The 16,081-nt window shown below is 35.5% G+C and carries 12 protein-coding genes and 1 tRNA gene; 8 read left to right on the forward strand and 5 right to left on the reverse strand.

Annotation, left to right across the window (positions count from 1 at the left end; all coding sequences use genetic code 11):
• Nucleotides 1-9 precede the first annotated feature (9 nt).
• The gene (gene polA, locus Z054_RS0122645) at nt 10-2,838 is read right to left on the reverse strand and encodes a DNA polymerase I (RefSeq protein ID WP_035093134.1); all 2,829 of its coding nucleotides are present in this window, start codon (nt 2,836-2,838) and stop codon (nt 10-12) included.
• A 404-nt stretch (nt 2,839-3,242) separates the two neighbouring features.
• Between polA and Z054_RS0122650 the strand changes: the two genes are divergently transcribed.
• Nucleotides 3,243-4,481 (forward strand): metallophosphoesterase, encoded by a 1,239-nt coding sequence (locus Z054_RS0122650; RefSeq protein ID WP_035093137.1) that lies wholly within the window; start codon nt 3,243-3,245, stop codon nt 4,479-4,481.
• Nucleotides 4,482-4,554: 73 nt separating this feature from the next.
• Nucleotides 4,555-4,851: a thioredoxin family protein gene (locus Z054_RS0122655; protein WP_024772315.1), complete on the forward strand. Its 297-nt coding sequence runs from the start codon at nt 4,555-4,557 to the stop codon at nt 4,849-4,851.
• On the opposite strand, the gene Z054_RS0122660 is transcribed toward Z054_RS0122655, so the two are convergent.
• Together Z054_RS0122660 and Z054_RS0122665 are read right to left on the reverse strand one after the other, a co-directional pair.
• A complete protein-coding gene (locus tag Z054_RS0122660; RefSeq protein WP_035093139.1) occupies nt 4,848-5,501 on the reverse strand; it encodes a polysaccharide deacetylase family protein in 654 nt (217 codons plus the stop codon). The two genes, Z054_RS0122655 and Z054_RS0122660, sit on opposite strands and share 4 nt — an antisense overlap.
• A 45-nt stretch (nt 5,502-5,546) precedes the next feature.
• Complete coding sequence (locus Z054_RS0122665; protein WP_024772317.1) at nt 5,547-8,849, reverse strand: glycosyltransferase family 117 protein; 3,303 nt, start codon at nt 8,847-8,849, stop codon at nt 5,547-5,549.
• A 206-nt stretch (nt 8,850-9,055) separates the two neighbouring features.
• On the opposite strand from Z054_RS0122665, the gene Z054_RS0122670 reads away from it, so the two are divergent.
• Nucleotides 9,056-9,128 (forward strand) — tRNA-Gln (locus tag Z054_RS0122670).
• 113 nt (nt 9,129-9,241) lie between these two features.
• On the opposite strand, the gene Z054_RS0122675 is transcribed toward Z054_RS0122670, so the two are convergent.
• Nucleotides 9,242-9,607 (reverse strand): helix-turn-helix domain-containing protein, encoded by a 366-nt coding sequence (locus tag Z054_RS0122675; protein WP_024772318.1) that lies wholly within the window; start codon nt 9,605-9,607, stop codon nt 9,242-9,244.
• A gap of 193 nt (nt 9,608-9,800) precedes the next feature.
• Here Z054_RS0122675 and Z054_RS30510 point away from each other — a divergent pair, with 193 nt between their 5' ends.
• The 5 genes from Z054_RS30510 (at nt 9,801) to Z054_RS0122695 (ending at nt 15,093) form a co-directional block, all read left to right on the forward strand.
• The gene (locus tag Z054_RS30510; RefSeq protein WP_051473861.1) at nt 9,801-10,427 is read left to right on the forward strand and encodes an IS110 family transposase; all 627 of its coding nucleotides are present in this window, start codon (nt 9,801-9,803) and stop codon (nt 10,425-10,427) included.
• Nucleotides 10,428-10,471: 44 nt separating this feature from the next.
• Nucleotides 10,472-10,927: a transposase gene (locus Z054_RS30515; RefSeq protein ID WP_084050544.1), complete on the forward strand. Its 456-nt coding sequence runs from the start codon at nt 10,472-10,474 to the stop codon at nt 10,925-10,927.
• A gap of 1,625 nt (nt 10,928-12,552) precedes the next feature.
• On the forward strand, nt 12,553-13,563 hold the full coding sequence (locus tag Z054_RS0122685; protein WP_024772319.1) for a replication initiation protein: 1,011 nt from the start codon (nt 12,553-12,555) through the stop codon (nt 13,561-13,563).
• Nucleotides 13,564-13,987: 424 nt separating this feature from the next.
• Nucleotides 13,988-14,707: a ParA family protein gene (locus Z054_RS0122690; RefSeq protein ID WP_024772320.1), complete on the forward strand. Its 720-nt coding sequence runs from the start codon at nt 13,988-13,990 to the stop codon at nt 14,705-14,707.
• On the forward strand, nt 14,701-15,093 hold the full coding sequence (locus tag Z054_RS0122695; RefSeq protein WP_024772321.1) for a hypothetical protein: 393 nt from the start codon (nt 14,701-14,703) through the stop codon (nt 15,091-15,093). Before Z054_RS0122690 ends, Z054_RS0122695 begins: the two co-directional genes overlap by 7 nt.
• A gap of 44 nt (nt 15,094-15,137) precedes the next feature.
• On the opposite strand, the gene Z054_RS0122700 is transcribed toward Z054_RS0122695, so the two are convergent.
• Nucleotides 15,138-16,055 carry a hypothetical protein gene (locus tag Z054_RS0122700; protein ID WP_024772322.1) on the reverse strand — a complete coding sequence of 306 codons (918 nt, stop codon included), beginning with the start codon at nt 16,053-16,055 and terminating at the stop codon, nt 15,138-15,140.
• Nucleotides 16,056-16,081 lie beyond the last annotated feature (26 nt).

The following is a 16,081-nucleotide window of genomic DNA, read 5'->3' on the forward strand; positions in this document are numbered from 1 at the left end:
ACACTGTTTTTAATGAGCTTCTAGCCAGTTGTTACCTAATCCAAGATCCACATCTAATGGCACCTCTAAAGTATAGGCATTTTCCATTTCGGTTTTGATTAAGGTTTTGATAGTTTCTAATTCAGGTTTAAAAACATCAAATACCAATTCATCATGAACCTGAAGTAACATTTTGGTCTTGTAGTTTCCTTCTTTCAGTTTTTTATGAATATTGATCATTGCGATCTTGATAATATCAGCTGCACTTCCTTGAATAGGAGCATTTACTGCATTTCGTTCTGCTGCACCACGAACAATTGCATTAGCAGAGTTAATGTCTTTTAGATATCGGCGTCTTCCTAAAACTGTTTGTACATAACCATTTTCTCTAGCAAAATCTACTTGCTCACTCATATAGTTACGTAGCTTTGGATAGGTTTTGTAATACGTATCGATTAATTCTTTGGCTTCACTTCTCGAAAGACTGGTTTGATTACTTAATCCAAAAGCCGAAACACCATAAATAATACCAAAGTTTACCGTTTTGGCATTACCACGTTGCTCTCTGCTAACATCTTCTATAGGAACATTGAACACTTTTGCAGCTGTCGAAGCGTGGATATCTTCTCCATTTTTAAAAGCCTCAATCATGGTCTCTTCTTTACTTAAAGCAGCAATGATCCTTAATTCTATCTGAGAATAATCTGCCGCTAGTAGTGTGTGTTCTTCATTTCTGGGAACAAATGCTTTTCTTACTTGTCTTCCTCTTTCTGTACGAATAGGGATGTTCTGTAAATTAGGATTATTAGAACTTAGACGTCCAGTAGCAGCCACTGTCTGCATATAATCTGTATGAACACGCCCGGTATTTTCATCAACCTGTGCTGGTAATGCATCAACATAGGTGCTTTTTAATTTAGACAAACCACGAAAATCTAATATATCTTGAATAATCTCATGATCCTTTGCTAAGTAAGATAATACATCCTCTGCAGTAGAATATTGCCCTGTCTTTGTCTTTTTGGGTTTATCTACCAATTTCATTTTTTCAAATAATATAACACCCAGTTGTTTTGGTGAAGCAATATTAAACTCTTCTCCAGCTGCTGTATAAATCTTTTGCTCTAAAGTTTTAACATCGCTATCTAGTTCTTCAGAAAGAGATTGTAAAAAATCTTTATCCAGATTAATCCCTTCGACTTCCATATCTGCTAGAACTCTTAGTAACGGAATTTCAATATCCTTAAACAAAGAAACCGTTTTAGCTTCGGTAAGTTCTGGTGCAAAATGTTCTTTTAGCTGAAAAGTAATATCTGCATCTTCTACGGCGTATTCGGTTTGTTTGTCAATTGGTACTTGTCTGAAGGATAGCTGGTTTTTACCTTTTTTACCGATTAATTCGGTAATAGAAACCGGGGTGTAATTAAGATAAGTTTCGGCAAGCACATCCATATTATGCCTCATATCAGGATTAATAAGATAATGTGCCAGCATCGTATCAAATAGTGTTCCTTTGACTTCGATGTTATATTTTGCTAGAACTTTGATATCATATTTTAGATTCTGGCCAATTTTTGTAATATGTTCGGCTTCAAAAAAAGGTCGTAGTTGTTCGATCAGCTCTTGTGCCTCGTTACGATCTTCGGGAAAAGGAATATAAAAACCTTTTCCTGCTTCCCAGGAAAAAGCAACCCCTACCAATTCTGCGGTTAATGGATTAAGACCTGTGGTTTCAGTATCAAAACAAACATTCTCTTGTTTTAATAAATTTTGAAGGAATAATTTCATTGCCATTCCCGGAGCAATACTTTGATAAAAATGCTCGGTATTAGCAATTGTTTTTCTACTGGAGAAAGAAACGGCTTCACCAGATTCCTCGGCTTCGCCAAATAATGAAAATTGACCTGCTCCAGCTTGTGTTGTTTTCTTTTTTGTAGCAGAACTGCTTGCAGTTTGGGCAGATGTAGTTGTTGCTTCTCCCGAAAAAATCTTAACAAATTGATCCGCAAGTCTTCTAAACTCTAACTCTTCAAAAATCGTATGTACTTTTTGTGCATCAGGTTTTGTAAGTTCATAATCATCGGCATTAAAGGTTACATCACAATCTAAAATAATGGTTGCAAGTTTTTTAGAAAGAAGGCCTAATTCTGCATTTGCTTCTACTTTTTCTTTCATTTTGCCTTTTAGCTTATCAGTATTAGCTAATAAGCCTTCCATAGAACCGTATTCTGCAAGAAATTTTTTAGCAGTCTTGTCACCAACACCTGGTAGTCCGGGGATATTATCAACAGCATCCCCCATCATACCGAGGTAATCAATAACTTGCTCTGGTCGTTCTATTTCAAACCTCTTTTGTACCTCTGGTATCCCCCAGATTTCGATTCCATTTCCCATTCTGGCAGGGCGATACATAAAAATATTCTCAGAAACTAATTGTGCATAATCCTTATCAGGAGTAACCATATAGGTTTGATATCCTTCTTTTTCAGCTTGTTTGGCGATAGTACCAATTAAATCATCAGCTTCGACACCAGCTCTTTCTATAATTGGAATGTGCATAGCTTTTAATATTTCCTGAATTATGGGTACAGCTATTTTAATGGCTTCAGGAGTTTCATCGCGATTGGCTTTATACTCAGGAAAAATTTCTAATCGATCTTTACTTCCTTGTTTGTCAAATGCAACAGCCAAATGATCAGGCTTTTCTCTTTTTATAACATCAAATAAAGAATTTACAAAACCTAAAACTGCAGATGTATCCTGCCCCTTTGAGTTAATTCTTGGGTTTTTAATAAGTGCATAGTACCCTCGAAAAATAAGAGCGAAAGCATCCAGAAGAAAAAGACGTTTTTGTGACATGATGTAAGTTAAATTTTTAGAAATGCAATATAAAAAGAAGATTAATCAAATTAGTGTCAAAAACTATAATAAATATAAAAAGAAATGCCGTCAAAAACTGACGGCATTTCGCCCCAAAATAAAATTGATAACAATGTATCAACTGCTATAAATACGATAGTAAATTTTATATATAGTATATGATTTTTTTAAATTGTAATTAAGCCCTAAAAAGGAATATGAAACGAAGTTACAAATAAAAATCTTAGTTCTAAAAGAAATTGTTAAGATTTATGCCGGATAAAGACATGATTTTAACGCTTTTTGGTCACAAAATTTATTTATCGTTAATTTTTACTTAAAAAATAGCTGCAAATTAAAAAGGAGGAATAGCTTTGTTCAATAATAAAACTGTAAAACAAATTATGCGTTGGTTAATTCCTATAATTCTATACATACTTATTGAAACTTATGCATATCAAGCCATTCGAACTATAACCAAAAATCAATGGGTGCAAATAGGATATTTGGCATTGTCATTACTTATTTTAAGTTATGTGATTTATGTTTTTGCTAATTATGACCGTAGTGTTGGTCCAACTAAGTACACATTACGAGCTAGTGCTCTTTTGTTACTCACATTAGTGCCTAAATTAATTATGGTTTTGTTTTTATTTGGTGAAGATATCATTAGAGTTTGTGTGGCGGGATACAATTATCTTACAAATACTTTTTTTGAAGGCACAGCCACTCAATATTTTCCAGACCGAAGAAAATTTATAAGTCAATTGGCATTGGGTGTTGCTGCAATACCTCTTGGCGGATTGTTACATGGTATTTTTAGGGGGAAATATAATTTTAAAGTAATACGTCATGTATTGCATTTTGAAGATCTTCCTGCTGCATTTGATGGGTTTAGGATTACACAAATTTCAGATATACATTCTGGAAGTTTTGATGATGCTACTAAAATTGAATATGCAGTGGATTTAATTAATGAACAAGAAACAGATTTATTATTGTTTACCGGGGATATTGTAAATACTGTCGCAGAAGAAATGGATGACTGGATAGATACATTTAAGCGTATTAAGACACCTAAGTATGGTAAATATTCTGTTTTAGGAAATCACGATTATGGAGAATATGTTACCTGGGACAGTCAGGAGGAAAAAGATGCAAATTTTGAAGCAATAAAGGAAGTTCATACTAAAATCGATTTTAATCTGTTACTTAATGATAGCACTTTTGTAGAAAAAGATGGTGAACGTATTGCTGTAATAGGAGTGGAGAATTGGGGGCATAATTTTAAGAAAGCTGGTGATTTAACAAAAGCATCTGAAAAGGTGACCAAAGAAGATTTTAAAGTTTTGTTAAGTCATGACCCTTCACATTGGGAGTATGAAGTAAAGAAGCATTCGGATCATTACCACCTTACGCTAAGTGGACATACACACGGATTTCAATTTGGGATTGAAATTCCCGGATTTGTACGATGGAGTCCAGTGCAGTATGTATATAAGCAATGGGCAGGTATGTATGACGAAATGGGGAGATATCTGAATGTAAATCGAGGTTTTGGGTTTCATGCTTTCCCGGGACGGGTTGGTATATGGCCTGAAATTACAGTTATTGAATTGAGAAAAGGATCTAAAGATGCTTAATTCACAGAAAGTGTTATATTTACAACTGTTTAATGGCCGATTATAAAAGGCCCAAACATAAAAGTTTTTGAACATGTCAAAGTTTGGAGATATAATAGGTATTGAAGTTCCTGTTTTATTAGACTTTTTTACCGAATGGAATGAGCCCTCTCTGGCAATGCATCCTGTATTGAGGGATGTAGCAGCAGCACTTGGAGATAAAGGGAAAGTTATAAAGATCGATGTAGATAAGAATGAAGAGTTGGCTACAGCTTTGCGTATTAAAGGGCTTCCTACATTAATGATTTATAAAGAAGGTGAGATGGTTTGGAGACAAAGTGGTGAGCAAGATGCTAATACACTAATAGGTCTCATGAAAGAATATGTTTAGAACCTAATGGTATCAAAAACATATCCTCTTTTGGTAAAATAGTCTAAAACTTCTGGTAGTGCGACAGTAAGGTTTTTTGAAGCTTTTATACTGTCATGAAAAACAATAATGCTTCCCTGTTGTGCATTTTGAAGCACATTTTGTAAACATTCTTCTGGAGATATTGTTTGTTCCCAATCTTTTGATAATACATCCCAAAGTATAATTTTATATCCTAACTCTTCTAGTGCTTTAAATTTAGCATGGCTTATTTGCCCATATGGAGGTCTAAATATCTGTTGTATGTCTTTGTTGGGGGAATATTTCTGGATTAGATTTTGGCAATCTATAGTGTTATCAATATACATATCCAGGCTGGTTTTCCAGGCCTTTAAGTGATTCATAGTGTGATTGCCTATAGTATGACCTTCTGATAGAATCTGTCGAAAAACCTCGGGATGTTTTCTAATATTATCACCAATACAAAAAAAAGTTGCTTTGGCATTATATTGATTTAATTGTGTCAAAACAAATTCTGTAACACCTGGTATAGGACCATCATCAAAAGTTAAATATAGTTTCTTTTCATTATTTGCATAAAGATCCCAAGTATAATTTGAGAAAAGCTGTTTGATAACTTTAGGAGTTTTATTTGGGATTATTTGCACCATGAGTGTACTAAAAAAGTGAGCCTTAAAAAGACTCACTTTTAATGATTAGTTTGGTATGCTGTCCAAAGAGTCTAAAGGTTTTTCCTGATTTTGAAACTCTTTAATTAGATCTTCTTCTTGTTTTCTTATGGCTTCTTCATCGTTGTATTCTTCATCTTCAGAGTAGAGTCTGGTAAACAATCTTAGATATCTGTTAAACTCATCTGCTTTTTCTTCTATCATTTCCCGATCCTGATTGATTAGCAATAGATCAACTACACTACGATAGCGTTCTACATTGGTAACAATCTCTTCTGCATGGCGGTATTGGTCTTTAAGCTCTAGGCTGCCAAAATAAGTAAGTTGCTCTTGGTATTTTTTAGCTAGTTTTGTCCAAAGATCTCGCGCTTTTTGCTTTTCTCCTACTTCATAATAACCAGAGATGTATGGTTCTACCAGAGTGTAATATTCGTAATATTCAATCGGCATCTTGTCCATTGCTAGATCTAGAATTTCTTTGGCTTTATCTTTTTTATCCTCTTGGATTAAAACCTCTACAAGTCTTGCTAAATTACTACGATATGTAATTGCATTTTTTCTGGTTTCTGGATCATGATATATATTTGGATCATTACTATTACCCCAGTCCCAGCTGGTTACATTTTTATACATGAGGTCTGTATCTATTCTACCCATTTCAAAAGGATTTCGTGGGTTTACCTTAGTTCGAATCGGAACTAATTTGAAGGTTACTCCATCTAATTGCAGGTAATCTTTCATCCATAAGAAATCATCATCACCATAACTCCCCCCAGTAAAATAGATGGGTCTTTCCCAGTTATTGTTGGCAATAATATCCAACATTAAAAGACGATTTTTAAATAATAAATCTCCATTAAGATGAATATCAATATAGGGCACAATAAGATCCGCATCTTTTTGAGCTACAATGCCATTTCTAAGCACAGCTTCTTTGTCTACAGGAATTCGTATATGCTTTGTGGGAAATGTATTTACTTTTTTACCACTTTGTAAATCCCCTTTAGTTCTTGGGTCATCCGTTTCTATCCATCTCATCCAATTTTTGATAAGCATGGTATCAGAAGTTACGGGTTTGTGGTAAATAGCATCATTATTTCCCCATTTATAAAAATCATGAGTTAATTGTGAAGGAATAGGTTTTCCTTCATATGCAGCCTTTTTCATTTGATCGATATACCAATCTGTTGCAAAAAGGCTTGTGTTTACTGTTCTAACATCTGTACGGTAGCCTTCAATTTCTTGTGCATACCATAGTGCAAATGTATCATTATCTCCTATCGTAAATAATATAGCATCTTTCTGGCAAGATTGTAAGTACATTTTTGCCATGGATTGTGCAGTATATCGATTTGAACGATCGTGATCATCCCAGTTTTGTGCTGCTAATAGTATAGGTACGGCCAATAAGCAAACTACGGTAACTATAGGAGCAAGTATTTTGGGTTGTAGATATTTTTTAAGTAAATCAAACAAAGCATATACACCAAATCCTATCCAAATGGCAAATACATAAAATGATCCTACCAGTGCATAATCACGCTCTCTTGGTTCAAAAGGTCTTTCGTTAAGATAAATTTTTAGTGCTAAACCTGTAAACAAGAAAAAAATGAGCAAAGCCCAGAATTTTTTCTTATCTCTTTGTAACATAAATACAAACCCAATTAGTCCTAGTAATAGTGGTAAGAAATAGTAGGTGTTACGAGCTTTGTTTTTAAGAACGTCACTAGGCAAGTTGTCTTGAGACCCTAAGCGAGCTTCATCGATAAATTGGATACCGCTAAGCCAGTTGCCTTCTAGATCTGTAAGTTTACCTTGATTGTCATCTTGTCGTCCAACAAAATTCCACATAAAATAACGCCAGTACATATATCCCATTTGGTAATCAAATAAGTATACCACATTATCCCAAAAAGAAGGTTTCTCTACATCGATATAGTTGCCAAACGATTGTAGAAATTTATTATAATCATCATTATCTAATTTTCCGGTGGCGTATTCCCTTTTAAATTGAGTAACGGCATTAAGTAATTCTTCTTCACCTTGATACTCGGGTTTAATTGTAAATTTAATTGGCCCGGTAAATTCCATATAATTAGCGATATGTTCTGTACTCCACATTCTTGGTAAAATAGCTTTATGAGCATCATCAAGATTCTGTTTTGCATTTTTCCAATCGTTAACTATAATGTATTTCCCGGTTTTAAGATCTTTTTCATATTTCGGTTTGCCATCTTCATAAGGATTGTTCTCATCCAAGCCTGCATAGATTTCTGTAAATTGAGGTCCGTAAAAAAGATGAGTTTCTGGATATTGTTCTAAGTTATAATACGCCAGAAGTTCTCTTGCGTTATTAGGATTATTTTCATTGATTACAGTTCCGGCATTTGCTCTAATGGGTAACATAACCCAGCTAGAAAATCCTATTAGAATAAACATAACACATAATAATAATGTGTTTAATTGAACATAATTTTTTTTACGAGTGTATTTTATTCCAAAATAGAAAGCTGCAGCGATTATTAATCCAGCAATAATAGTCCCCGAATTAAAAGGCATGCCAATAGAATTAACAAAAAATACTTCAGCTGCACCAAAGAATTTAAGTGTTGAAGGTAATAGGAGTTTAAAAATAAACAGTAGTATTGCTACAACTACGATATTGGCAATAATGAAATTTTTTATTGTAATTTCTTTATAGTTTTTGAAATAATATAATAATCCTATTGCTGGGATAGAGAGCAATCCCATAAAATGAACACCGAAAGATAGTCCAACAATAAAAGAAATTAAGATTAGCCATTTATTACCTCTAGTGGTGTGCATATCTCGTTCCCATAATAATCCGAGATAGAAAAGAACAGATAAAATACAGGTTGCCATTGCATATACTTCGGCTTCTACAGCATTAAACCAAAAACTATCAGTAAATGCAAATGCAAGGGCTCCAACCAAACCACTTCCTAGAATAGCCATTGCTTTTCCATCTGTTAATTCTTCATCTTTTACAATCACTTTTTTAACAAGAATGGTTATAGACCAAAACATAAAGAGAATAGTAAGAGCACTTGCAAAAGCAGAAGTCATATTTACCATTAATGCAACTTGTGTAGGGTCTGATGCAAAAGCAGAGGCGAATGCTCCAATCATTTGAAATAATGGTGCTCCTGGTGGATGACCAACTTGTAATTTTGAGGAAGTAGCAATGTATTCTCCTGCATCCCAAAAACTAGCAGTAGGTTCTACCGTCATTGTATAAACGCATAAAGCGATGACAAAAACGATCCACCCTAATATTTTATTCCACTTGGTGAAGTTGAATGTACTCATAAGATTTGTTCAGTTATATAACGTGTGGCGAATTTAGTAATAAAAATACTTTAACCTTAGTTTTTTTAGGAAACGCTTAACAGAAGTTTATATTTTACACTTATAACAACTGTTTTATGGATAGATTAGTGATTTAGTAGAATAAATTTTAAAAAATGTTTGCAGAGCCAAAAGAAAATTTTAAATTTGCACCCGCAAACACATATTGGCCTATGGTGTAACTGGCAACACGTCTGGTTTTGGTCCAGAAGAGTCTAGGTTCGAGCCCTAGTAGGCCAACGAGAAAAGCCCTGAGTATATAACAGCTCAGGGTTTTCTTTTTTTTCGGGGACAACATAGGGACAACATTCATTCAATTTTTCAAACGGTTTTCAATATCAATAATCTAAAGGTTATTGATGACTTAGGCTGTTAATAAGTTTTCTTATTGATTGCTGTATTGGTATTGGCAACCGACAAAAATCAGCCCGAATCTTGATCCATTCTTTTTCATCGACAGGTCGTTGGTTCGACACCAAAGAATTACAAGATTCGCTATCACTTCCTTCAAAGAAATATTCCACCGAACAATTCAGTGTGTTTGCCAATTCGTAGAATCGACTACCTGATATGCGATTCTTTCCTTGTTCATATTTTTGTATTTGCTGAAATGTGACCCCCACACTTGCTGCTAATTCTTCTTGAGTTATTCCATGTTGATTTCGTTTTGCTCTGAGTTGCTTTCCAATATGAATATCGATTGGGTGTATTGTAGGCACTGATATTCTCCTCCTCGTTTATGATAAAGGGGAGACACATCCATAAAAAGCCGGATGTTATCAATACCTGTAACCACAGTAACAGGTGCGGTGCTTTTAGCATAAGCTTGGACAGCACACCGCCATCTATATTGTAGTTGCGCTGCATCTTTTTTGGTAGTCTAGGATTTTCATTTAATAGCAGGAGATAATAATGAGTGACTACAAATATTATGCAGGATTGGATGTATCTCAGAAAAGCACCTCAATTTGCGTGGTTGATGGCAAGGGTAAATTAATATGTGAAGGAGCCAGTCTTACCAGACCGAATGATATTTACGGTTGGTTAAATAATCGTTTCGATCTGTCGGAACCTATTCGTGTTGGATTGGAAGCTGGAAATATGAGTAGTTGGTTATTTACAGCATTGCATAAACGAGGTCTTGAAATGGCATGTATGGAAACATTTCAGGCTCACCGTTTTTTAGCCACTTACCGCAATAAAACAGATAAAAATGATGCTCGTGGTCTTGCTCAATTATTACGCATGGGAGGAGATGATTTTTTAAAACTGGTTACTGTACGTTCACAGGCATCTCAGGAAACTCGTACCCTACTCACCATGCGGGATCATCTCATTCAACAGAAAGTAAAACTTGAGAATCATATTAGCGGAGTATTAAAACCATTTGGTCTGGTGGTTGCCCGAGGTAATATAGCACCGCAAACCTTTTATGATCGTGTTGTAGATGCACTGGCTCTGGCAGAAGATCGTAATATCCATATCAAACGTATCGTAATGCCTTCATTGCTCTTGTACCTCGATACCTGTAAAATATAAAGCCTCTTGATCTTCAGGTTGAAGAAATTGCACACGATATTGAGATGGTAAAACGCTTTATGGATATCCCTGGAGTGGGAGTTATTACCGCTCTTTCCTTTTATACAGCAGTAGATTATCCAGAGAGGTTTAAGAAATCATCCGATGTTGCAGCTTATTTTGGACTTACTCCCCGACAATATCAATCGGGTGAAGTGAATCACGTTACTGGCATCTCGAAACGAGGTGACCCAGCAGTCAGACGTGCTCTTATACAAGCTGCAACCGTATTGCTTCTTCATTCCAAGCAATGGAATACACTCAAAGCGTGGGGTGTTAGACTGGCAAAGCGTATTGGTTTTAGTAAAGCACGAGTTGCTGTAGCAAGGAAACTTGCCATTATCATGCATCGCATGTGGATCAACAATGATCGATTCAGGTCAAAAGCATTACATCGGGATGAAATAGCAACACTAAAGAAAGAGGTAGGAAAAGAAAACTCTGCACTGGTAGTTGCATAAAATACCCTTGAGGTTGATACTCAAGGGGTTCTTGCGCAGGACGGCGGATGGATGACTTGCGAGAGCCGGATGGTATAATCACTGGCAACAGTATTAATACCGCGCCATCTATTGGCAGCGTCTATTTGTTCTAATTGAATAATATAATGTAGCATTAGAGGGGCAATTTTACTCTAATAAGACTACGGAGAGACTAATGATCCTGTTGCAAGAAGGATCAGAAAAGAGGCAAAAAAGTCAATTTACTGAAATTGGCTAATGGATAGTTGTATGTAAAATAATCCATTGGAAAATTATAATATTATGTTTTATCAATGGGTTATATAAATCTAGAATAGAATTTGACATACGCGCAACTAGAGACCGGCCTTTTAGCCGAATTTATGGTATAGTTATCCATTAGCGCACTAGAGCCGCTGTGGTTTTTGACAGGGGTTGATAATCCCCACAACCCGCTATATGCGAGCTGCATTGGCACTATTGAATAAAAAACGGGACAACTCAAGTGAAATATGACTGTCTTGTAAGAATAATGAACTGATTTTCGGCGGCGGCCATCCAAAGCTGCAAGTAATTTGGGTCATTTTATGGATGTACCTCCCTCGCCTAATACTGAAGGTCAAAACTACCACTTGGTTCCCTACTCACATCTGTATAAAGTATCTTAGCAAAAAAGTCGTTTTTAGCCTCATACAGCGGGGTTAGTGATTTAATTAGGAATATCCTTTCTTACACTCTTTTACTGCGCTCAGCGGTAAGCTGCTGCTTCATATAGTGACACTCTGAGTTAACCCCATGCTCCGCACTAACCTTTGCTAAGCCCCTTGGGATGTTTCAACGGATTGGATGAATGTGTTTAAGGTTTGTTCTTGCCACGGTAATGAATCATATATGACTTATGAGCGAATAGCGAATGCATTGTGGTATTGCGAAGCAATGGGAGAGCGAAGCGAGGGTCGGAGGTATGTGTGCGAAGTCACACCTGTTAATATCTGATGGCGTGAGCCATTCAATTTCTTCTTTAAAACTGCAATTTTGTTGAATTATCCACAATTGGTTTCCTGTTCTTTATTCTAAAGTTTGTTCTTGTTTCTGTTCATGGAGTGATTTATCCTTATAAGTCAATATGATATTCCACTTAAAACTACATTTTGTCACGCTAAACCTACTTTTAGTCACAGTTGCACTACATTTGGTCACCGCTAAACCTACGTTTTGTCATGCTAAACCTACGTTTTGGGATAATTAAAAATATGTTATCCACAATATTAGATCATTAAAAACTACATTTTGTCACATTAGAATAACTACGAACTATAATGGATAAAAACCTTTGTTTTTCAGTATGTTATGAATACGTAGTTTACAGTTAATAACTACATTTTGTCACATTAGATTCATGACCTAATCTGGCATTTAAGCTAAAACTACATTTTGTCACCGGGTAGTCTTTATCTATATTTTTTGGCTATTTAGTGCCTATTTATGTATGTAACATATGACTATCTACTACAATTGGTGCTAAAAATAAAACCAGAAAAATCTTTAAAACTACATTTTGTCACAAAAATTTTGTTGTGAAAAACTTCTTGCTACATAAATGTAAAATGATGTAGTTTATAATTATGTCTGATCAATTAAGAACATTAGATGTTAAATCCACTTCTGGAACCATTGTGAAGCCAGGGGAATTAGTCGATGTAGTTGAAGTAACCCCCCTCACCCTTAATGATCGCAAGATTTATAATCTTCTAGTAGATAATGCAAAACAAGATATCGCTAAACCAGTATTGCATTCTATAGATAAAGAAGCATTGAGATTATCTCGAAAAAGTGATGAACGCGTTGATAGTTCCATTATGCGTCTGATGGGAGCAATTGCCCATATCAAAACAAAGCAGAATGGTGAATCAGCTACACTTAGAGTTCAACTACTTGGTAAGAACATAGAACACGAAAGAAATGATGGTAAATTCTATTATTCGTTTGATCCTGATTTAAGAGATGCTTTGAATGACAGTACCGTTTTCGCAAGATTAAAGAAAAATGTAATGCTTTCCTTCAAAGGAAAGTATGGTCTTGCTTTATACGAGATGGTTGAAAAGCGGATTAATATGAATAAATCACAGGAAACATTTTCTGTTCAAGAATTTAGAAATCTTTTGGGTGTTCCCAAGAATAAATTAACAACTTGGTATAACCTTAGAACACGAGCTATTGAACCTGCTCAAATGGAGGTAAATCAGTTATCACCTACTTTTCGAGTAGAAATAGAGGGAAAGTCAACTCCAGGAAAAGGTAGAGAAATCACTCATATTTTACTAAAATGGTGGCATACCTCATCAGACGGTCAGGATGAATCAGTCAAAGAACTTACATATTCTAAGCAAGGTCGCAAGGCTCGTCGAAATGGGACTGTTGAACAGATAGTTGATGAACAACAACCAAAATTGTCACATTTATTGTCAGATCAGGCTATAGAAACTGCTCGTAACATTTTAATAAACCGTGGTTACCGTGAAGGTGTCCAGCAAGCTATTATTATATGGGAAGAAAAATTTCAAGGTCAGGCAATTCCTGAAAATCCGAATGGCGCATTTATTCAATTTTGCAGAAAAATATTTGTTAATAATTAACCTTGATAAACACCTTTACAGATCGTCTCTTTTGCATTTAATTGGCAAATTGCTATTACAATAGTTCATTACTTAATTAAATAGCAACTAATCAGATAGCACCTGCTATTTAATTAAGTAATCTTATAGCAATTATTATTATGCTACTTGCTATTTGATTACTTAGTTTGTTAGCAACCGTTAGCATTGTTATCGGTATAAGGATACAGGTCGTCCCTAGCATAAATACCACATAGATGTTGTCTATTATTAACCCATTATAGGTTTATAGTTAATATTATTGCAGTCCTTATTTTAGATGTTAGGATTCTATTACTTGCTATCTAATTAAGTGCCATAGTGGTAGTCGTAGATTTTCTTATAAATGTGATTACATTACTTAATTAAATAGCATCTTATAAAACAGGAACAAGATGAGTGATATATGTCCAATAAGAAAGCAAAGGTTGTCATATTTGCAAATTCAAAAGGTGGCGTGGGAAAGACAACTTCTTGTACCATATTGGCATGCGCATTTGCAGAGGCAGGAAATCGTGTTACGGTTATAGATGCTGATCCAAACCATCCACATGAAGATTGGGAGAAGGACGGAGGGAAAGTAGAAAACCTGAAGTTCGTTATTAATGATAATGAAAATAACCTAGAACAAGAAATCGAGAACGCTAGGGACAAAAATGATTTGGTAATTGTTGATTTAGAAGGAACAAAGAACATATCAATTCTTTATTCCATAAAGAAAGCCGACCTCGTTATAATTCCCATGCGTCCAACTAAATTGGATGGTCGTCGTGCAGCGGATACTATTCAAGTGGTAAAAGCCATTTCCAAGAAATTTAATCGTAATACACCATATTCTTTATTGTTTACAAATACGAGTGAGGCAATACGAACGAAAGCTTACAAAAGAACCGCCAAGCAAATAATTGATCAGGGTATCGATCTCTTCGAAACAGAGTTGTTTCAACTGCAAGCGTTTGCTGAACTTCATGAAAGGAGCAAAAGTCTTTCACAATTAAATTCTTCTCACGTAAGTAACCTAGACAAAGCGAAGAACATAGCTGAATCTTTTGCTGTTGAAGTTAAAGAGAAACTAAAAACTAAAAAAGTTGTACAACCAATTAAGGAGTTAGAAACCATATGTTAGAAGAAGATACTGTAAAACCAATATTTGGAGGTAGTGATCTTAGTTTGGATGATCTGGAACCAGAAACTGAAATGATAACGGAGGTAGTTAGTGTTCCTCGTTCTGAGAAAAGAGTCATAGAGGAGATAGCTAGCGAAACTAATTTCGCTAGAACACGTTCTATAAAATCCGAACCTAGAGTAATACCAATGAGTATTTCTCTATTTCCAGAAGAGCATAAAATAATGTCGAAGATAGTAAGTGAATATGAGCTAATGCCTGAACATATAGGAACGAAAGCTTCTAGATCTGATGTTATTCGCGCAGCACTTTATTTTTTTAATACCGCGCCTATTGAAAAACAGGTGGCAATGGTTGCCGCAAACAGGGGGCGTCCTAAGAAATAGACATTAGTTGCCATTTAATCAAGTAAGGTATTAGCAATTACTATCTATCCATTCACCAACCACTCATTCAAATCATCATAATCGGTATAAAGTGCATGCCTATGATCGAGCTGAAAGGTGAGGGGGCTAAACAGTTTTCTTGCGTCCTCAGCCTTGGTATCAAGCCACGTAATGATGGTTTGGTAGTCGTTTGCCTGAATGAATTCAATCGCTCTAGGAATAAACGACAATGAGTTTAGCACCAATACGTCATTGGGTAGTGCATCTTTGTATTTACCGATCACCATAGCCGACATAAAATCAAAGAAGCCCTCGAAGATTTCAATAGTATTTTGATCCTGCCCTTTGAAGGTGGTGAAGTATTTCGGTGAGCAAGAAAGCTTACTGTATTTGTTGCGTAGTTCATATCCGCCTTTGTCATTCTGGAAACCAAGGGTAAAATATATCTTATCACTGTCATTCAGAGAATAATTCACCTCAGACACGATTGCTCTTGCTTGATGCGTACTCTTTTTGTCAATTGTCGTCACTTCCATTGTTGCAACACGTTTCGGGATCTTACGTGATGATAAATAGTTAATCAGGGCAGGGTGCTCTAATGGTTTTATGGATTCAATAGTAATGCCGGATTCTGAGTCTTTGGCATATACCTCTTTGGTAATCTGCGTATCTGTATTGATCGTTGTATAGGGTCGAAGAAATGCCATGACTTCACCCCAATCATCAGTGTTTTCATACTCCATAACAAAGCTGAATATATTACCACCTTTACCAAGCCCAAAATCATACCATACCCACGCATCACTTTTGAGTTCCACTTTAAAGCTTGGGTCATTATCACCAACTCGCAAAGGGGATTTGTACCAGAGTTTGCGAGCTGAACCTTTGCCCTGAATAGGTTGATGCCCTAACTGCTGAAGCAAATGAGGCAATGATATTTTCTTAGCATCTTCGTAATCCATAGTTCTCCTGCTTTATTCGTTAAACA

Origin of the sequence: Aquimarina macrocephali JAMB N27, assembly GCF_000520995.1 — a bacterium.
Lineage (GTDB): Bacteria > Bacteroidota > Bacteroidia > Flavobacteriales > Flavobacteriaceae > Aquimarina > Aquimarina macrocephali.